Raw genomic sequence first — 19,171 nt, 5'->3', positions numbered from 1 at the left:
CCGCCGGTGCCGCGTCTGGCCTTCACGGGGGCCGAGCGCGCGGCGCTTCGATCGGCCGGCGGCGAGCTGCCCGATCTGCGGGCGCTCAGCCGGGCGCGAGCGGCTCGCTGGCGGCGTCCGCTGCACTGCGCGCGCGAGGCCCTGGTGCTGGTGAGCCCGCGTTTCAGCGGCCGTGACGAGCAGTTCACCCATCCGCTCTACGACGAGATCCTGGCGCGTCTCGAGACCCCCCGGCAGCGCACGCGTCTCGAGCGAACCCGTCCGCAGCTCGGCCCCGCTGCGGTTCGCGAGACCCGAGAGCTGCGTCCGCTGCCGCTCGAGAGACAGGCCTGGCGGGTGGCCGCGGGCCGCATCGCACCGCGCGATCGGGAGAGCCCGTCGAGCGTGGAGACCCTGGTGGCCTGTCCGCTGCAATACGTGTTTCGCTACGTCGCACGGCTCGGTGCGGGAGGGGGCGCGCCGCTCCCCGAGGCCGAGCAGCTGGTGGGCACGCTGGCCCATGCCATGTTCGCCGAGATCTTCGGCCGGGACGCCCGTTATGGCACGGCTCCCGAGAACCGCGCGCCGGAGGTCGTGGCCCAGGCCGCGCAGACGTGGTTCGAAGACGAGGCGCCACGTCGCGCGGGGGCGCTGTTCCTGCCTGGGCGCGAGCGCGCAAGAGAGAACGCGCGCAGCACCCTCGTCGCCGCCGCGCGCGACTTCGCGCAGCTCCTCCAGGAGACCGGGGGGGTCGTGCTCGAGACCGAGAAGTGGCTGCCCACGAGCCGCCATCATCTCGGATGGCAGGGGCGCACCGACATGCTGGTGGCCGTGAACGACGCGGTGACGGTGGTCGATCTGAAGTGGGGCTCGGTGACCCGCCATCGCGACCGACTTGCCAGCGGTGCGGCCTGCCAGCTCGCCGTGTACGCGCACCTGGCGCCCGCCACGGGCGGCGCCTACTACATCTTGCAGCGCCTGCGCCTGCTGGCGTCGCCCGACGCCGCGCTGCAGCATGGCCTGCCGATCTCGGCGCCCCCGACCGCCGCGGTGTATCGGGCCCTCGAGGGGGCCTTTCTCGAGCGCCGCGACCGTCTCGTTTCTGGCGACGTTCGCGCCGCGGGAATTCCAGCGCTCGATGGCGACGCGGTGGTCAGGAAGAGCGCCCTGGAAGACGGCGTTCTCAGGCTGACGGCGCCGTGTGAGTACTGTGAGCACATCGTTCTGTGCGGTAAGGGGGGCGGACATGTCTGAGAGGTCTGAGCCTGACATACGCGTCATCTCAGCGGGTGCCGGAAGCGGCAAGACCCATCGCCTCGTACGGGTGCTCACCGACGAGCTGCTCGAACGCGACATCCGACCGGAGGCCGTCGTGGCCACCTCGTTCACCCGCAAGGCGGCGGCCGAGCTGCGTGAGCGCGTGCGCTCGGGGCTTCTCGCCGGGGGCGATGACGGCCGTGGTGCCGAGCGCGCCGAGGCGGCCGATGGGCTCAGCGCCGCATTCATTGGAACGGTGAACTCGGTGTGCGGCGAGCTGGTCTCGCTCTACGCCTTCGAGGCCGGGCTCTCGCCGTCGCTTCGGGTGCTTGACGAGAAGGAGGCGAAGCGCCTCCTCGAGGAGGTCATCAGCGAGCAGGCCGACGTCGAGGAGCATCGCATCCTCTCGTCGCTGCAATGGCGCATGAGCGACTTCAACCCGGAGGCCCTGGTGCTCGAGATCGTGAACCTGGCGCGAAGCAACGGCATCGCGCCGGCCGCGCTCTCGGCCTCGTGCGATGCAAGTCTGGCAGAGATCGACGGGCTGCTCGGACCGGCGGCTGCGGCGAACCTCGACGCTCAGCTCGTCGCGGCGCTCGACAGCGCCCTTGCTGCTCTCTCGACCAACGGCGACACCACAAAGGTGACGCAAGGCGTGCGCGAGCGCTGCGAGCAGGCGCGGGCCTCCCTGGCGCGCGGCGAGAGCCTGGCCTGGAGCGAGTGGCTCGCGCTGAGCCTCTGCCAGCCCGGGGTGAAGAGCCGCGCGGCGGTCGAGTCCGTGCGCGCAGCGGCCGGCGGTGTCGCAAGCCATCCCCGTCTGCGTGAAGACGTCGTGCGGGCCACGCGCCTGGTGTTCGATCTGGCCGAGCGCGCGATGCGCGCGTATGCAGAGCGCAAGCGCACGCTCGAGGTCATCGACTTCATCGATCAAGAGACGGTTCTGCTCGAGCTGCTCGAGCGCGCCGACGTGCGCGCCGACCTGCGCGATCGCATCGATTTGCTGCTCGTCGACGAGTTCCAGGACACCAGTCCGCTGCAGCTCCGCCTCTTCTCGGTTCTGAGCAGGCTGGTGAAGCGCTGCTGGTGGGTCGGTGACCAGAAGCAGTCGATCTACGCCTTCCGTGGCGCTGATCCCAGCCTGATGGACGCGGCCATCGGCCAGCTGGGCACCGTCGACACCCTTCCCACCTCGTATCGAAGCCGCCCTCCCCTGGTGCGGCTCACGTCAGACATCTTCGCGCCGGCCTTCGCACTTCGGGGAATACCGCAAGACCGCACGCGTCTCACGCCGGCGAGCCTCGATGATGCGCCCGATCTGGGGCCGGTGGTCGAGGTGTGGCGTCTCGACGCGCCGGGAAGGGCGCGGGCAGATGAGAACGCGGCGCTCGTGACCGGCGTGCGCGCGTTCCTCGCCGACGCGCAGGCGCGGGTGCGCGACCCGAAGACCGGCGAGTCTCGCCGTCCAGTCCTGGCCGATGTGGCCATTTTGTGCGGCAAGAACGACACCTGCGCCGATGTGGCCGACGCCCTCATTGCGGCCGGAATCCCCGCGGTGGTCGGGCGGGGCGGGCTGCTTTCGCGTCCGGAGGCGCGCCTGGTGCTCGCCGGCCTGCGTCTCTGGCTCGATGATGACGATACCCAGGCGCGGGCCGAGATCGCCCGTCTCGTGCAGCACGCCGACGACCCGGACGCCTTTCTCACCGAGCTCCTCGACGCCGTCGATGCGCTGCCTCCCCCCGGCTTCGAGCGCGAGGGGGAGATCGAGGCGTCGATGTTCGGCACCATCGCGGCGGTGAGGCGGGTGCTCGAGGCGCGTGAGGGCGGGCTTCAGACGGGGGTCGTCGATGCGTTCGATCGCGTGGTCGAGGCGGTGGAGGCGCGCGATCGCTGCCTCGAATGGGGAGACAGCGAGCAGCGCCTCGCCAACCTCGACGTGCTCCGCGGCCTCTGTGTTTCGTTCGCTGACCGCGTCGCGAGCGGGCGAGGCGCGGTGACCCTCGCGGGTCTCCTGGCCGACCTCCAGCGTCTCGCGCGCGAGGGCGACGATCGTCAGGCCAGCATCTCTCCCGAGCGTGCGCCAGATCACGACGCCGACACGCACGCGTCGTCCCAGGCGAGTGCGGTGACGGTGATGACCTGGCACGGGGCGAAGGGGCTCGAGTGGCCGGTCACTGTGCTCTACGAGCTCGACCACAGCCCGCCGCCCGACCTGTGCAAGCCTCGCATCGCACACGGCGGGACGTTCGCGTTCGAAGATCCGCTGCGAGGGCGGTGGATCCGCCTCTGGGTCGACCCCTTTTCGAAACGCCAGCAGAAGTCGGCCCTGTATGAACGCTTCGACGCGCACGAAGCGGCCGAGCGCGTGCGCGAGGCGCACGCCAGCGAGGGGCTGCGGCTGCTGTACGTGGGATGGACCCGCGCGCGCGATCGCGTCGTTCTGGCGGCTCGCAGCGGTGTGTTCACGAAGGGGCGGCTGGCCTTGCTCGGCGACCTCGTGAACGAGCCGAACGGCGAGGGCCTGATGACGGTCACCTGGGCCGCGCATGCGTTCACGGCTCTCGTGCGCGTCGTCAACTGCACCGAGGCCGAGGCGTCCACGCCCGTGCCTGGCATCGCGCCTCGCCCGCGGGGCCAGCGCGCGCATCCCGGTCTGTGGGTGCAGCCCTCGTCGTGCGAAGCGGTGGCCGCGCGCGGCGATGCCCAGCGCATCGGAGAGCCGCCTCGTCTCGAGGGCGAGGGGAACAAGGCGAAGGTGGGCGAGGGGATCCACGCCTTCCTCGCCGCCGATCGCGCCGATCTTCCTGACCCGGAGCGGTTCGCGCTCGCGGCGCGCGTCATCGCCAGCTGGAACCTGGTGCAGGTCATCAAGCCTCGCAGCCTGCTGCGCGTGGGGGATTCGCTGCGAGCCTGGGTCGAGAAGACGTGGCCCGGCGCGGTCTGGCGGCGCGAGTGGCCGGTGGCCATGCGTCTCGCGGGCGGGCGCGCGCTGCGCGGCACGTGCGATCTCGTTCTCGAGACGCACGAGGGACTGGTGGTCATCGATCACAAGAACATCTTCGCTCCCGACCACGAAGCTGTCGAGAAGGCTGCTTCCCACGGAGGCCAGCTCGCCGCGTATGGGCGGGTGCTCACGGCCGCCACGGGTCGGCCGGTGGCGGCCACCTACATCCACCTGCCGCTTGCGGGGCTTGTGGTGCCGCTGACCCTCCCCTCGGAGTTCGCGCTGCAGGGTGAGGGGCGGGGGGCCTGAACGAGGAGATCTTCGTGGTGCGGCAGAAAGCCGCGGCGCCTTGTCGACCCATGCCAGCCAGCCCTGGCGGGGGTGTTGACCGCGTGATTGAGCGGGCGCATCCCACGGAAATGAAGCGCCCTCCGCAAGCGGAGGGCGAGAGCGCAGGTTTTCAGGAAACAGGTGACAGTCGGGCTCAGAAAAGCTTCTGTCATCGGCGTCGGCGGCGATTGCCTCCGACACCCGCATTCTATCGCTCTCTGGTGATGGGCGCAAGATCTCTCTTGTAAACACGGTGTGAACGGATCTCCAGGTGCAGGCGCGATGCCGCGACCCGGACGGCCGTCTGCTCCTCTGGAGGCTGAAGTCATGGCTCGCTCGCTCAAGTTCGGTCTGGTGATGCCCCCCATCTTCCCGCCGCGCATGCAGGTCAATCTCGCGCGGGCATTCGAGTGGATGGGCTTCGATTCGCTCTGGTTCACCGATCATCTGACCTATCCCGATTTCATGCCGTCTCCCGACCCGTGGAGCATCATCGCGGCCTGCGCGGCCCAGACCCGTCGCATCGAGTTCGGAACGGCGGTCTCTGATCCGCACCGCCAGCATCCCGCTGCATTTGCCCACCGCCTGGCCACCCTTGACCAGCTCTCGAAGGGGCGCATCACGCTGGGGCTGGGCACGGGTGAGGTGATGAACCTCGACCCCTTCGGCATCCCCTGGGACCGCCGCCTCAAGCGGCTTCAGGAAGCCGTCACCGTGATGCGCGGCCTGCTCGACAGCGATGCCCCCTTTGATTTCGAGGGCGAGATCTTCCAGATCAAGCACGCGCGTCTCTCGGTCAGGCCCTACAAGGGCCGTCATCTCCCCTTCTTCCTCGCCGCCCTCGGGCCCAAGGCGCAGGCCTTCGCGGGCCGCGTGGCTGACGGGTGGGTCCCCACCACGCTGCCGGCCGAGTACTACGCCGACTACTTCTCTGGCATCGCCCGCTCGGCCCGAGAGAACGGCCGTGACCCGGCGCGCATCCATCGCTGCGCCATGATGACGGTGGCGCTGGCCGATCGCAAGGCGCCGGTGCTCGCGCTCATGCGTGACCATGCCCTCGGGCTTGTGTGGCCGCCGGTGGCCGAGCGCATGGGGCTCACCTGGGATGCACCCGCCGAGGCGGGAGACATCAGCTATGCCGCCGTGAACCCTCACGACCCCGAGAGCCTGCGCCGGTTCACGCTCAGGCAGAACAGCATGCCAGACGAGATTCTCGAGCGCTTCGTCTTCATCGGCGACGTGAAGAAGATACGCAAGAGCATCGGCGAGTACGTCGATGCCGGCGTCGATCACTTCCATCTCACCAACGCCAGTCTCGACCCCACGGCCATTCTCACCCTGGCCACCGATATCGTGCCGTACTTCCGCGGGCGCAGCGCGCCTCCGAGCGTGTTCGTGATCAGTCGCGCTGCCCAGCAGGTGAGGCGCATGGGACTCATCAAGGATGCTGACCCGCAGAAGGCCATGGCCTGGCTGAAGGCCCAGCAGTGATCGCACAGGCACGACCTTCAGCGCTTCGGCTCGGAGGACGTGTCCTGGAGGGGGTGCGTCGCCTCGGGTCGCGCCTTCGGCGAGGCGTCTGTCGGGGGGGCGCCCGCCGCCTCGTGGCGCTCGGTGGGCTGCTGCTGCTCTTGAGCCTCGGGCCGGGCCTTGCGTCGTCCCGGACTCCCCTGGTTCTGGTGCTGTGCGAGCACTTCGATCTCGTCTGCCCGTTCTACCTCGACGCAACCTCGCTTCGAGCCGCGGCCGCACCCACGCATATCGGCGCGCCGCACGACGCGGTCTTCGACGCGCGGCGCAACCTGCTTCACGTCGCGGCGACATACAAGTCGCAGCCCTGCCTCGTCTCGTACACCGTGTCTCCCGAAGGGGCGTTGCGCCGCTCGGCCGATCCGGTGCCCACCTCGGCCGCAGCGCCCACCCTGGTCCGCGCGGGAGACGGCGGGGCGATCATCTACGCCTGCGACAGGGAGTGCACGCAGATCTTCCGCCTCGATGACAAGGGCTTCCCGGGACCCGCGGCGGGGCGCTTGCCTGGGAGCGACGCCATGGTGGCGGTCGACGCCACGCGCGTCGTCACCTTGCGACGAGGGCGGGTGCAGCTGCACGCGGTCTCGTCGCCCGATGGGTCGCTGACGGCTGTCGGGGGGGCTCTCGACGCCGGTGCCGGCGCATCTTCTCTCGCGCTCGGCGATGACGGCCGCACGCTCTATGTCTTGAATCTCGAGTCGTTCACCCGTCATGTGAAGGCCTTCGAGGTGTGTGGTGACGGCCTGCGCGCATCGAAGGTGAGCGTGCCGCTCACACGCGAGGAAGCACAGAAGGGCCTGGTGGCGACGGGTGCGAGTCTCTACCTCGTGAACGCCTCCGACACCATCTCCACCTACCTGCGCGCACCTGACGCGGTCAGGGCTGTCGGGGCCTTGGTCCCCACTGCGCGGGGTGCCACGGATCTCCAGATCAGGGGACGGCTGGCGATGGGGGTCGGGGCGGGAGAGCCCACGATACGTCTCTATCGGGTCGCCCCCGCCGACGGTCGCCTGCGCCCCACCACGCCCGTCATGCTCCCTGAGGGGGCGGCGGGCACGCGGCTGCTGATTCTAGAGTAGGGCCGCGTCGCGCCAGGCGCCTGCCGCATCCCCGCGGGGTCTCGCCGCCCCGCCTGAGCCGTCCCTGCCACAGATCTTGAATTCAGGTCGCGCGGATGCTACCTTCCTATGGTCGCGCTCGGATGCCGCCTGTTGCCTACGAGCTGCGCCTGTCGTTGCCGCATCTGCGATGTGTCGAGCGCACTGAGCACGCGCCGACCCACGGTCCGGTCGTTCGGTGAAGGAGAAGATCTGCGTGGAAGAACCCAGCACGCCTCCCGCGACGGAAGAGCGTGAAGCCGGCGGACATGGGGTTCGCATCGTTGTCACGGGTCTGATGCTGCTGGCGCTCTTCCAGATCGTGTTCGCGCTGCGACTTGCCTCTGCGTCGTCGGTGCTCACGGCGCTGCCCTCGCGAGACCGTGAATCCGCTGAGGTCGCCCCGGTCGCAGCGACGGCACCCGCGCCCGCGCGCCCGAGCGTGACGGTGGCCGTGGTGGTCGACGACAACGGGGTCTCGCCGCGCGATCTCGCCGTGGAGAACGGCGTCAACGTTGTGATGCGCGTGCGCAACGCGGGCAAGGCGCGACACGGCCTGCGCGTCGAGGGGATGTCGATGGAGCTGCCCCTGCTCGAGCCTGGGGCCAACGGGCAGCTCGAGACCTCCTTCGGTCCCGGTTTCTACTCGGTGACGGTCACGGGCAGCGAGGCGTCGAAAGAGCGCACGCTCGTCGTCGACTGCCACTGACCCATGTCCCCGACGCGCCATCGGCGGGGATTCACCCTGGTCGAGCTGCTCGTGGTGCTGTGCATCGTCGGCCTGCTGGCCTCCATCCTGCTTCCCAGCTTTGCCCGCTCTCGCGCCATGAGCCTCTACACCGCCTGCAAGGGAAACCTGAAGAACATCGGCACCGCGTTCGCCGTGTACGCCAGCGACAACAATGGCGCCTACCCTAACAGCGCGAGCCTGGTCTGCCCTCGCTACATCGCCGTCTTTCCCACGTGTCCGGGCCTGGGAGGGCCCAACTACCGGGTCACGACCGCGTACACCCCGGACGCCTACACCGTCGTCTGCCTGGGCAATCAGCACCAGCTCGTGGGGGTTCCGGCCCAGTACCCGCAGTTTCTCTCGACGGGGGGGCTCGTTGCCCCCTAGGCGCTTCTCGGCCGCGCCTCCAGGCTCAGATGTGGTCTCGCATGACCTCGCCGAAGAACCACTGCTGAAGCCGATCGTAGAGGGTGCCGTTGCGCAGCGTCTCGAGGTCGATCTCGCGTGACTTGCGCAGGTCGTTGGCGAACATGCGGTTCATCTGGCGACCGAAGTCGGCCCCTTCGATCACCAGGGTGTTCTCTGAGTTGAGGTTCGCGCTGCGCGGGTCGAGGTTGTACGAGCCCACGGTCGATGACACCCCATCGAACACCGCTGTCTTCTTGTGCAGATGCTGGAGCACGCGGTTCGCGTCCGGGGTCTCGTAGATGCGCACCCCCGCCTCGAGAAGCTGCTCATAGCTGGCGCGGCCCGCCCACTGGGCGAGGGGCAGCGTGCTGTCGTTCGTCTCCGCCGAGTTCGTGAGCACCCGCACGTCGACCCCTCGCTTCGCGGCGCGCTCGAGGGCGGCGGTGACCGCGTCGGTGGGCACGAAGTAGGCGTTCGAGATGTAGGCGGTGGTCTGCGCGTTGTCGAGCATCGCCACGTACCAGTCCTCGATGCGGGTGTCGCGATCTTCATAGGGGCGATGCACGAGCAGGCGCGTGTCGACGTTGCGCGTCGGTTCTGTATGCGCGCGCATCTTGTGGATGAACCCGATGGCCAGATCATCGATGGGAACGGGGGGCGCGGCGTGGGCTGCCGGTACCTTCACCGCATCGTCTGCGTCGGCGAGCTGCCAGTTGCGTGCAAAGGTCTTCATGGCGTCGACCACGACCGGACCGGTGGCCACGATGTCGGTGTCTCGCACCCAGGTGGCCGACGAGGCCGATGCCCCGTTCGAGAGATCGACGTGGCCCGTGCCGTACAGGGCGTACTCGCTGCCCACGTTCATGCCGCCCATGACGGCGGCCCCGTCATCGACGATGAGCATCTTCTGATGCCAGCGATGGTTGAGGCGCTCGAGGCTGCTCAGAGGGTTGAAGTTGATGACCTTCACCCCATCGGCGCGCATCTCATCGAACAGGCTCTTCGGCGTGTCGTGGCTCCCGATGCCGTCGACGATCACGCGCACGTCGACGCCCTCACGGGCCTTCTCGCGCAGCAGCTCGGCCGTGCGCCGACCGGTCTCGTCGTCGCGGAAGATGTAGGTCTGCAGACAGATCGAGTGCTTCGCCGCCGACATCAGGCGCGTGCGCGCGTCATACGCCTGCACCCCGTTGGTCAGCAGGCGGACGTCGTTGCCGTGGCTTCGCGCGACGCCGGTGACGTTGTCGATGTGGGTCTGCACGTCGGGGGTGAGCAGCGGAGACGCGAGATCCGGCTCGAGGTGAACGTCTCGCTCCGGATGCTTCACTCGCGCGCTCACATTCTCGAAAACACGACGGGGGACCGAGGCGCGCTCTCCCTCTTCGGTGCCAGGGCGTCCACCGAGCCCTTTGATCTTCATCACTCCCGCGGTGGCAGCGCCCACCGTCAGTCCCGCCACGGCGCCGATGGCCAGGCCGATGGGGCCGCCGGCAAGCCCTCCCACCACGGCACCGCTGACCAGTCCGGTCGACAGCGTGACCACCGGGATTCGCTTCGAGGGAGGGATGCGGTCGGGAAGGTTCGCGGCCGACGCAAGTCGGGTCTGCATGCGCTCGAAGACGTCGGCAAAGGTGGTTGGGGGCTTGGTGGTGGGCCTTGCGTCGGTCGGTGCTTCAGCGCAGGCGCGTTGAAGCTGCGCGTCGGCGCCAGTGGCGCGCGGTTCGCGTTGGAGAGGGGGGGATGCGCCAAGGCGTGCGGCGTTCATCTCGGTCAGACCCTCGTTGACTTCCGTGTGGAGCCCGCCAAAGAGTACCATATCTCGGGGGCATGGCGCAAGTCGATGGCGTCAGCAGAGGGCCTCGCTTCGCCGCCGTGCGCCGGGCGAGGTACGGGTGGGGAGGGGGATGCGCGTCACGTGTGAAAGTGACCGGCCATGAAGAGAACCACCGCCCTGATCTGCACCCTCGTCACCTTCGTGCTTGCGCTCGCCATCGTTGCGCCGGCCCGTGCTGACGCGCCCGCCGCCGTTGTGAAGGCGTTCTACGACGCCTACCAGAAGGCGCCCGATCGCGATCAGGTGAGCCGAAAGTTCCTGGTCTCGCAGAGGTCGCGGCTTGAGCCTGGTCTGTACGCCCTGCTCTACGAGATGCTGGGGCATGATCCGGGTAAGGGCGACAAGGTCTGGCTCGACTTCGATCCGTTTGTCAATGCCCAGATGAACGCGGCCACCATTCGTTTCGGCGCCGCTCGGCAGAAGGGCGACACGGCCCTGGTGCCCATGTACGCGTCGTATCGCGTGCCGGGCCACGAGCAGCAGCGGGTGACCATCGAGGTGCGCAGGTTCGGCGGCGCCTGGAAGATCACCAACTTCCTCTACGCGGCCGAAGCCGGCATGAAGGCGTGGGACCTGAAGCGCTACCTGCGCCAGGAGCTGCGCGGCTGAGCCTCTTCTGAGGCTTCCCCGCCCCCCGCGCGTCAGTCGAAGTCGACCGGCGCGTGCGGGGTATCGCGCAGGGCGAAGAAACGCGCGATCTGGGCCGGGGTGACGCGCGGCAGCGACAGCTCGGGAAGCGCGTCGAGGGCGAAGAAGTCGACCCCCTCGGTCTCGAGGCTGTGGGTCGGGGCCCCCCCGATGATCGTGCAGGCCACGAACACCTTGTACACGTGATGGGCGTAGGGCGGGTGATCATGCCTGCGCATGTCGTAGACGGCCAGGAGGCGATCGGCGCGGGTCTCGTAGCCGGACTCCTCGTGGATCTCCTTCTCCACAACCTGCCGCACAGAGAGCCCCACGTCGGCCCAACCGCCCGGCAGGGTCCAGCGCTGATCGGAGCGCTCCTTGACCAGCAGCACCCGATTCTCTTGGAACACCACCCCGCGAACGTCGACCTTGGGCGTGGCGTAGCCCTTCTCGACACCGAAGAGCGTCTCGAACGCGATGGGGTCGCCCCCGGTCTGGGCGCCGAGCATCTCGTGCACGATCTCGAGCACGTCTTCATAGCGCAGCCGATCGTACGGGTTGGGTGAGAAGGCGAGCCCGTTCTGCGCGATGGCCTGTAGCCGCTGCGCCCAGTCGAGCCACGAGGGGAGAGGCGTCATTGGGCTTTGATTCGCGTCGCTCTCGCGGGTCTCCTCGAACAGCCCGTCAGAGCGCGAGAACGAAAGAGGCGCGGCCTGCTCGGCTCGCGCCTCTTCAGCGACGTGCGCCCCTCTTCGGGTGAGGTTCGCGCTGTGCGATCAGTAACCGCGGTTCTTGCCCCACCAGGTGCCGAGGATCACGCCGACCACAGTGGTCGCCGCCGTCATCTGTACCCAGGCCTGGGCGGTGATCCAGTCGCCCTTCAGGCAGATTCCGCCGATGACAAGTCCGGCGCCGAGTCCGACTGCGGTGCCATCGAGGAGGCCGCCCAGAAAGCCGGCTTCGTTGTGGGATTCGCTGCTGTGGGCTTCTTCCGCCATTGGGTTCACTCTCCGTAGATCTGACGATTCGTCTCTCGGTCGGACCTGGGACTCTGTGGCCACGGGGGCGCGCGAATCTCGAAGGCGGCCGGACCCGGGGAGGTTCCTCGCGCGCGGCCGAGTTCCTTCTCGATGTCGCGGTCTGTCTCGTGTCGGCGCAGATCGAAGGGTCAGTGCATCCAGGCGCGGGTCGTGGCCTGCTCGTCGAGCGTGGCCACCGTTCGGTCGTACAGCGCCTGGGCCTCGCCCGCGCTGTTGCCGATGCAGGTCACGCCGAGCTTGCCGAACTCGCTGAGCGCGCCGATGAGATGGAACACCACCCCCGTGTTGGTCGACGACGCGTAGTGAAGCCCGGTGTAGGTGGTGATGTCGATGAGGTCTTCGGGGGTCAGTCCGCGGTAGGCCTCTGACTCGAGGTTGTCGGAGGCCACGTAGTGCTTCGATTTGCCCGAGGCGGTCTTGAAGCGCCCCTCGCCGGGGAGATAGGTGCCGCCGGTGAGCAGTTGCAGGGTGCGGAACGGGTGGGTGGTGCCACCCTTGCGCAGGTTGATCTCGATGGCGTACATCTTCCACGTGCGCTTGCCGTCCGGCACGGCCAGATAGTCGATGGAGAGCCGACCCAGCACGCCCACATCGGCGAGGGCCTCTCCGATGCGCCGTGCCCCGTCGTGCAGCGCGTCGCAGTAGGTCGGGCGGGCGGGGAAGCTGCACCCCACGAACACCTGCCCGTCCGGGCCGCCGAGGATCTGGTCGTGGGTGCTGATGATCTCCACCTGCCGCAACGGATTGACCCGAAGCTGCACGCTGGGCGACTGCTTGCCTCGCCCCTCGATGAAGGTCTCGACCACGCCCTGCATCTGGCGGAACTTCTGGACGTAGCTGTCCCACGTCTGGTCCTTGGCCTGGAACCGCGTGGAGGAGGGGAGTGTCTTCTTGACCACCGCAAGGGCCTCGCGGGTCGACAGCGGACCTCTCGAAGCGGCGCGCTGCAGCTTCTCGAGCGAGACAAGGCCGTTGCCGTCGCCGCTGAAGCCGTCGTTGAGCTTCACCACCAGGCGCTTCAACGAAGGGTCGCGTCTCCAGAGCTCGACCGTCGCCTCGGCCATGTCGTTCTCGTCGCGCAGGTCTTCGAAGCCGTCTGCAAACCGCAGCCCCAGGTCACGGAACAGCTTTCGCGCACCGCTCTTGAGCCCGTAGGTGAGCAGCCGCGGGTGCGCGCCGTAGAGGGGAACGCCCAGGGTCACCGAGAGCTGCTTCTCGAGGGGGGTGACGTTGAAGGCCGTGAGGTGGGCGTTCTGGTCGTTGCCGATGCAGCGGCGGATGCGCTCGATGAGCGCGGGGCGCTCGAGGATCTTGGCCGTGAGCGGGCGGATGGAGCCGTCGTAGCAGGCGAACATGTGCAGCCGCTGGCGCGCGTGCGAGTAGGGAACCCCAGGGAGCAGCTGAAGCAGGTAGTCGATGATGCTCTCGTGGATGGGAAGCGAGCTCACGAACACCACCCGGGTCTTCGGCATGGCGAGCAGGATGAGATGGAAGAGCATGCGCTCCTCGTAGTACGTCACGCCCTTGAGCTTGTGCATCTCCTCGACATCGAGGGTGAGCGAGGGGACGACCACCACCGTCTGCTCGGCGTAGGGGTTGTGCATGACCTCCTTCCACAGGGTGGAGAGGCGGGTCTGCAGCTCGTTGAAGCGCTGATCTTCCTCGACCGAGCCGGGGGGAGGGATGAGGTTGAGGAGCCCCTGCGCGAACAGGCCGGCCGTCAGCCGTCCCGCGTCGTCTTGCGCGAGGTCGCCCATCGGGGGAGAGAGGGGGAGGTCGGAGAATGGGATCTGCACGTCGGGAGGTTCCACCGCCCGGGCTCCTGGCCCTGCCTGCGTGCCGGCGGGTCGGATGTGTGCTGCGCGCTGTTAACATGCTGGCAACGCGAACGGTCGATGTTTAATGATATTATCACGTCACAAGCAACCTGTAGAGGACTGTGCCGTGACGAACATCGACAGCCGCACCATCGCCCAGGGCCGTAGCTGGAAGCTCCAGGCCGCCGAAGACGGCAGCGCCCCCGCTGTCCACCCGCGCAACGCGCGTGAAGCCGCCCAGATCGATGCCGATGGCGACGGGGTCTGCTCTGACGCCGAGATCGAGACCTACCTGCGAGGCACCCACGACATCCTGCCCAAGGCACAGGTCAACGTGCAGGACGTTGTTCTTGAGTTCAAGCAGCACCTCGAGGGCACGCCGAACCGCGCGGCCAAGGGATATCGCTCTCTCGAGAAGATGGAGCAGGAGATGCACGCGCTGGCCGATGCGCACCCCGACCTCGTGCAGATGCAGTCCATCGCCAAGACCGCCGAGGGCCGTGACGTGTGGGCGCTCAAGATCACCTCTGACGCGCAGGGCGACACCACGAACAAGCCGGGCGTCGTGATCACCGGCACCCACCACGCCCGCGAGTGGATGACCCCCGAGGTGACCTTGCAGCTGGCCGAGGATCTCGCCAACAAGTACGGCACCGATACCGATGCGAAGCGCCGTCTCGACAACGCCGAGCTCTGGTTCATCCCCGTCGTGAACCCCGATGGCTTCCAGTACAGCCGAACCGAGGACAGCTGGTGGCGCAAGAACCGCACCCCCGTGTACGACACCGAGTGCCCGGGCAGCGGAAACGGCCATGGCACCCCCATCGAGTACGGCGTCGATCTGAACCGAAACTACTGGGACGGCAACCCCGACCACATGAAGTACTTCCGCGCGGAGGGCGACACCCCGTGCAGCACGTGGGACGACGTGGGCGCCAGTGACGATCCGGGCAGCGACACCTTCCGCGGCAAGCCCGGCCAGGAGCCCGAGGTCGCCGCGCTGATGCAGCTCGAGTACCAGCGCCCCAACATCAAGGGCGTGCTCGACCATCACAGCTATGGCGGCTCGCTGCTGCGCCCGTGGGGACACACCGAGGACATCCCCGAGAACGTGGCCGACTACGACGCGGTGGCCGCGCGCATGAACGCGGCCCAGGGCAACAACGCCTATGACTACCATCAGAGCGTTCTCGACTACCCCACCTTCGGGTCGTCTGAGACCTGCCACCAGGCCAACGGCAAGCTCAACTTCACCATCGAGATGGGCAGCTCGTTCCAGCCGGACTACAAGGCGTTCAAAGGCATGTACAAGGACGTGAGCTCGGCTGACCTGGCCTTCGTCGACTTCATCATCGAGAAGAACCCGGTGCAGGCCCCCGCTCCTCCGCCCACGCCCGATCCGACGCCAGCGCCTGAGCCTCCCCCTCCGAGTGACGGCTCCTCGCAGGAGCCTTGCCCTCCTGCCCCGCCGTCGACCGTGGCAGCCTGATCGCCCTTCGTTCAAGAGCTGAGCGCTCCGCAGTGCGGGGCGCTTTTCTCTTTTCGGGAGGGGGCCTGACGCCTTGTGCGAATTCTCCTCCGATTCACCGCCTCCGCGCCGAAGCGCCGAGGTGGGCAGAGGAGATCTGGCATGACCGAGACGACCGAGACCGCAGCCGCCACCGCCGAGCCTTCCGAGGGGGGCGCCCCAGGCAGCAACTTCATCCGACAGATCATCGACGAAGAGCTGCGCGCGGGCAAGAACGACGGCAAAGTGGTCACGCGCTTCCCGCCGGAGCCCAACGGCTACCTGCACATCGGCCACGCCAAGGCGATCTGCCTCAACTTCGGCATCGCGCGCGACTATGTTGGCACCTGCCACCTGCGCATGGATGACACCAACCCCGTCAAGGAAGACGTGGAGTACGTCAACGCCATCTGCGACGACATCCGCTGGCTCGGGTTCGACTGGGGCGGAACGCTCTACTACGCCTCTGACTTCTATGAGCGGTTCTACGACTTCGCCGTCGACCTCATCGAACAGGGCAAGGCCTATGTCGACTCCCTCACCGCCGATGAGATCCGCGCCCATCGCGGAACGCTCACCGAACCGGGAAAGGAGAGCCCGTACCGCGACCGCCCGGTCGCGGAGAACCTCGACCTCTTCAAGCGCATGCGGGCCGGCGAGTTCCCCGATGGCACCCACGTGCTGCGCGCAAGGATCGACATGGCCTCTCCCAACATCAACATGCGTGATCCGACCCTCTTCCGCATCCGTCACGCACACCATCATCGCACAGGCGATGCGTGGTGCATCTATCCGCTGTACGATTTCGCGCATCCCCTCAACGACGCGCTCGAGGGCATCACGCACTCCCTCTGCAGCCTCGAGTTCGAGAACCATCGACCGCTCTACGACTGGTGCATCGACAACGTGCGCCATCCGTTCCCCGCACGCCCCCGACAGATCGAGTTCGCTCGTCTGAACCTGAAGGGCACAGTCATGTCGAAGCGCAAGCTCCTCGAGCTGGTCAAGAGCGGCCTGGTGATCGGGTGGGATGATCCGCGCATGCCCACCCTGGCCGGCATGCGCCGCCGTGGCTATCCGCCCGAGGCCATTCGCGCCTTCTGCGAGCGCATCGGCGTGGCGAAGGCCGACAGCTGGATCGAGCTCGACATGCTCGAAGAGTCGGTGCGCGACGATCTCAACCCCCGCACGCGGCGGGCCATGGCCGTGCAGAACCCGCTTCGTGTCGTGGTCGAGAACCTCGGCGACGACGAGGTCATCGAGATCGACGCCCCTTACTTCCCAGACGAGCCGGAGCGCATGGGGCATCGCAAGGTGCCGTTCTCGAAGGTCATCTACATCGAGCGCGACGACTTCATGGAAGACCCGCCCAAGAAGTTCTTCCGACTTGCGCCGGGGCGCGAGGTGCGTCTGCGGTGGTCGTTCCTGCTCAGGTGCGAGTCGGTGGTGAAGGATGCCCAGGGCGAGATCGTCGAGCTGCGCGCCACCGTTGATCGCGAGACCCTCGGATGCAACCCGCCCGATGGTCGCAAGACGAAGGGAACCATTCACTGGGTGTCTGCGGCGCACGCCGTGCCAGCCGAGCTGCGCCTCTACGATCGCCTCTTCACGGCCGAGAAGCCCGATCAGGAGCCGGATTTCAAGGCCTGCCTCAATCCCGAATCGATGCGCGTGCTGACGGGCTTCGTCGAGCCGTCGATGGCGGTCGCCCAGCCGGGCGAGCGGGTGCAGTTCGAGCGACAGGGATACTTCTACGTTGACCCGGACAGTCGCCCCGGGGCGCTGGTGTTCAATCGCACCGTGGGGCTGCGCTCGTCGTGGCAGAAGATGGTGGCGCAAGGCAAGGTCGACTAGACCCACCGGGCGAAGGGTGGCCGCTCTTTTGAGAGAGGACCCCGCCCGCCGTTCTGCGAACCCCTCGCCACCGAGGCCGCCGACCTCGCTTTCGCGGAACGGCGCCAGCCTCGCAGGAGGAACACCATGGAATCGTCGCGCACGGGCGGCACGACAACCGTCGTCAACAGCCCTCTCGAGAGCACGAACCCCATTCGCAAGCTGCTCTTCGGGAAGGCGATACCCACCGAGCACCACGAGCACACGCGCCTGCCGAAGTGGCTCGCGCTTCCCGTGTTCGCATCTGACGCCATCTCATCGTCGGTCTATGCCACCCAGGAGATCCTGCTCGCCCTCGCGACCGCGGGCGCGGGCGCCCTGATGTACACGGTGCACATCTCGGTGGCCATCGTGCTGCTGCTCGTCATCGTGGCGTTCTCCTATCGCCAGACGGTCTATGCCTACGCGCAGGGCGGCGGGTCGTACATCGTCGCCAAGGACAACCTCGGCGTGCGCTGGGGGCTCATCGCGGCCGCAGCCATCCTCATCGACTACATCCTCACGGTGGCCACGAGCATCGCCTCGGGCGTGCAGAACCTGGTGGCCGTGCCGTTCATGCACGGCTTCAAGGGGCACGAGGTGTTCCTGTGCGTGAGCTTCATCGTGCTGCTCTCGATTCTCAACCTGCGCGGGCTCAAGGAATCGGGCGCCATCTTCGCCGTGCCCACGTACATGTTCATCGCCTGCGCGCTCACCATGCTCTTCTTCGGGTTCTTCGGCCCGTCGCTCTTCGGGTGGACCCTCAATCCCGCCGATCCGCCGCTCCACCCCATCGAGCCCACCACGGCGGTGGGCATCGCCCTGTTCCTGAACGCCTTCTCACGCGGATGCTCGGCGCTCACGGGCACCGAGGCCATCTCCGACGGCGTGCCGGCATTTCGCGTGCCGCAGTCGAGGAACGCGGCCACCACGCTGGTCTGGATGGCCGTCATCCTCGGCGTTCTGTTCATGGGCATGTCGCTTCTGGCGGCCCGTACAGGGGTGGTCTACGTCGAGGGCAGTGCGCCCGTGGTCGACCAGCTCAACTCCATCGTGTTCGGGAAGGGCACCTGGTTCTACTACGTGCTGCAGATGTCGACCGTGGCCATTCTCGTGCTGGCCGCCAACACCAGCTTTGCCGACTTCCCGCGTCTCTCCGCGGTGCTGGCGCGTGACGGCTTCATGCCTCGCCAGCTCTCCAACCTCGGTGACAAGCTGACCTTCTCGAACGGCATCATCATGCTCGGCGTGCTGTCGTCGGTGCTGGTCATCGTGTTCCGGGGCAACACCGATCTGCTCATCCCTCTCTACGCCATCGGCGTGTTCATCGCGTTCACCTTGTCGCAGACCGGCATGGTTGCCCGCTGGGCGCGAGAGCGGAGCAGCGGCTGGCTGGGCAAGGCCATCATCAACGGCATCGGCGCCACGGCCACGTTCCTGGTCATGTGTACCATCGCCTACGAGAAGATCATCGTCGACATCGTGCACAACCAGGGGCGCGAGTTCGGCTGGATCATCGCGATTCTCATCGGCCTGCTCTACGCCATGTTCCGCGCCATCGAGCAGCACTACGCCAGCATGAAGACGGCGCTCTCCACCGAGGGGTACGAGGTTCCCGCGTCCCCTCGCGCGAACACCGTGCTCGTGCTGATCCCGCGGGTGCACCGTGGGGTCCTCGCGGCGCTTGAGTACTGCCGTCGCATCGGTAGCGACGTGCGCGGCGTGCACATCTCGGTCACAGAGGAAGACCTCTCGCCCATCAAGGAGTCTTGGGAGCGGTGGGCGCCGGACGTGCCCCTCGTCGTGCTGAACTCGCCCTATCGCTCCATCATCAGCCCGCTGCTGTCGTACCTCGACGAGGTGGAGCGTGAGCGCCCCGACACCTACATCACCGTGGTGGTTCCCGAATCGGTGAGCAGCCGCTGGTGGCACGGACTGCTGCACGCCAACTACGGGGCCTGGATCAAGCTCTACCTGCTGCGCCGCAAGAACGTGATCCTCACCAACGTGCGCTACTTCCCGTTTGAAGACGAACCGTCGAAGCCCGTGCCGCCCGGCGCAGCCGACGCGCCAGACGTGCCAGCCTCGATTCCAGCGGGGAACGGTACGCCCTGATCGCGACCTGGGCCTCATCGGCTCCCGGGCCGGCGAGCGCGCGACACGGACACGATGCACAAGACGCCTCGCCATGAGCAAAGCGCG

14 protein-coding genes are annotated in these 19,171 nt (G+C 67.6%); 10 read left to right on the top strand and 4 right to left on the bottom strand.

Annotated elements, in window-relative coordinates; genetic code table 11:
* Nucleotides 1-6 precede the first annotated feature (6 nt).
* From EB084_05230 to EB084_05205, 6 genes are all read left to right on the top strand, one after another.
* The gene (locus tag EB084_05230; protein ID NDD27653.1) at nt 7-1,233 is read left to right on the top strand and encodes a hypothetical protein; all 1,227 of its coding nucleotides are present in this window, start codon (nt 7-9) and stop codon (nt 1,231-1,233) included.
* The gene (locus tag EB084_05225) at nt 1,226-4,486 is read left to right on the top strand and encodes a hypothetical protein (GenBank protein NDD27652.1); all 3,261 of its coding nucleotides are present in this window, start codon (nt 1,226-1,228) and stop codon (nt 4,484-4,486) included. The genes EB084_05230 and EB084_05225 overlap by 8 nt, the downstream gene beginning before the upstream one ends.
* A 303-nt stretch (nt 4,487-4,789) precedes the next feature.
* Nucleotides 4,790-5,998: an LLM class flavin-dependent oxidoreductase gene (locus EB084_05220; protein ID NDD27651.1), complete on the top strand. Its 1,209-nt coding sequence runs from the start codon at nt 4,790-4,792 to the stop codon at nt 5,996-5,998.
* A complete protein-coding gene (locus EB084_05215; GenBank protein ID NDD27650.1) occupies nt 5,995-7,116 on the top strand; it encodes a hypothetical protein in 1,122 nt (373 codons plus the stop codon). Before EB084_05220 ends, EB084_05215 begins: the two co-directional genes overlap by 4 nt.
* Before the next feature lie 235 nt (nt 7,117-7,351).
* Entirely contained in the window at nt 7,352-7,843 is a 492-nt protein-coding gene (locus tag EB084_05210) for a hypothetical protein (GenBank protein ID NDD27649.1), read from the top strand.
* Nucleotides 7,844-7,846: 3 nt separating this feature from the next.
* Nucleotides 7,847-8,251, top strand: coding sequence for a type II secretion system protein (locus tag EB084_05205; GenBank protein NDD27648.1), 405 nt, complete (start codon nt 7,847-7,849; stop codon nt 8,249-8,251).
* Between the two features lie 25 nt (nt 8,252-8,276).
* Here the strand turns inward: EB084_05205 and EB084_05200 are convergent, their stop codons facing one another.
* A complete protein-coding gene (locus EB084_05200) occupies nt 8,277-10,088 on the bottom strand; it encodes a phosphatidylserine/phosphatidylglycerophosphate/cardiolipin synthase family protein (protein NDD27647.1) in 1,812 nt (603 codons plus the stop codon).
* Nucleotides 10,089-10,205: 117 nt separating this feature from the next.
* Between EB084_05200 and EB084_05195 the strand changes: the two genes are divergently transcribed.
* Nucleotides 10,206-10,715: a DUF3828 domain-containing protein gene (locus tag EB084_05195; protein ID NDD27646.1), complete on the top strand. Its 510-nt coding sequence runs from the start codon at nt 10,206-10,208 to the stop codon at nt 10,713-10,715.
* Nucleotides 10,716-10,747: 32 nt separating this feature from the next.
* Here the strand turns inward: EB084_05195 and EB084_05190 are convergent, their stop codons facing one another.
* From EB084_05190 to EB084_05180, 3 genes are all read right to left on the bottom strand, one after another.
* Nucleotides 10,748-11,371 (bottom strand): NUDIX domain-containing protein, encoded by a 624-nt coding sequence (locus EB084_05190; protein ID NDD27645.1) that lies wholly within the window; start codon nt 11,369-11,371, stop codon nt 10,748-10,750.
* A 138-nt stretch (nt 11,372-11,509) separates the two neighbouring features.
* Complete coding sequence (locus EB084_05185; protein NDD27644.1) at nt 11,510-11,731, bottom strand: hypothetical protein; 222 nt, start codon at nt 11,729-11,731, stop codon at nt 11,510-11,512.
* 170 nt (nt 11,732-11,901) lie between these two features.
* Complete coding sequence (locus EB084_05180) at nt 11,902-13,458, bottom strand: carboxylate-amine ligase (protein NDD27643.1); 1,557 nt, start codon at nt 13,456-13,458, stop codon at nt 11,902-11,904.
* Nucleotides 13,459-13,675: 217 nt separating this feature from the next.
* Between EB084_05180 and EB084_05175 the strand changes: the two genes are divergently transcribed.
* From EB084_05175 to EB084_05165, 3 genes are all read left to right on the top strand, one after another.
* Nucleotides 13,676-15,079 carry a hypothetical protein gene (locus EB084_05175; GenBank protein ID NDD27642.1) on the top strand — a complete coding sequence of 468 codons (1,404 nt, stop codon included), beginning with the start codon at nt 13,676-13,678 and terminating at the stop codon, nt 15,077-15,079.
* A gap of 141 nt (nt 15,080-15,220) precedes the next feature.
* A complete protein-coding gene (locus EB084_05170) occupies nt 15,221-16,951 on the top strand; it encodes a glutamine--tRNA ligase/YqeY domain fusion protein (GenBank protein ID NDD27641.1) in 1,731 nt (576 codons plus the stop codon).
* A 126-nt stretch (nt 16,952-17,077) separates the two neighbouring features.
* On the top strand, nt 17,078-19,084 hold the full coding sequence (locus tag EB084_05165; protein ID NDD27640.1) for an APC family permease: 2,007 nt from the start codon (nt 17,078-17,080) through the stop codon (nt 19,082-19,084).
* Nucleotides 19,085-19,171: the final 87 nt, after the last annotated feature.

Source organism: Pseudomonadota bacterium (assembly GCA_010028905.1).
Lineage (GTDB): Bacteria > Vulcanimicrobiota > Xenobia > RGZZ01 > RGZZ01 > RGZZ01.
Note: the sequence above shows the minus strand (reverse complement) of the source record. Positions and strands in the feature narration are given on the sequence as shown.

Bases quoted from the DNA above. Each gene is read 5' to 3' on its own strand.
- EB084_05205 (NDD27648.1), top strand. From the start codon at position 7,847: ATGTCCCCGACGCGCCATCGGCGGGGATTCACCCTGGTCGAGCTGCTC.
- EB084_05195 (NDD27646.1), top strand. From the start codon at position 10,206: ATGAAGAGAACCACCGCCCTGATCTGCACCCTCGTCACCTTCGTGCTT.
- EB084_05190 (NDD27645.1), bottom strand. From the start codon at position 11,371: ATGACGCCTCTCCCCTCGTGGCTCGACTGGGCGCAGCGGCTACAGGCC.
- EB084_05185 (NDD27644.1), bottom strand. From the start codon at position 11,731: ATGGCGGAAGAAGCCCACAGCAGCGAATCCCACAACGAAGCCGGCTTT.
- EB084_05165 (NDD27640.1), top strand. From the start codon at position 17,078: ATGGAATCGTCGCGCACGGGCGGCACGACAACCGTCGTCAACAGCCCT.
- EB084_05175 (NDD27642.1), top strand. From the start codon at position 13,676: ATGATATTATCACGTCACAAGCAACCTGTAGAGGACTGTGCCGTGACG.
- EB084_05225 (NDD27652.1), top strand. From the start codon at position 1,226: ATGTCTGAGAGGTCTGAGCCTGACATACGCGTCATCTCAGCGGGTGCC.
- EB084_05200 (NDD27647.1), bottom strand. From the start codon at position 10,088: ATGGTACTCTTTGGCGGGCTCCACACGGAAGTCAACGAGGGTCTGACC.
- EB084_05170 (NDD27641.1), top strand. From the start codon at position 15,221: ATGACCGAGACGACCGAGACCGCAGCCGCCACCGCCGAGCCTTCCGAG.
- EB084_05220 (NDD27651.1), top strand. From the start codon at position 4,790: ATGCCGCGACCCGGACGGCCGTCTGCTCCTCTGGAGGCTGAAGTCATG.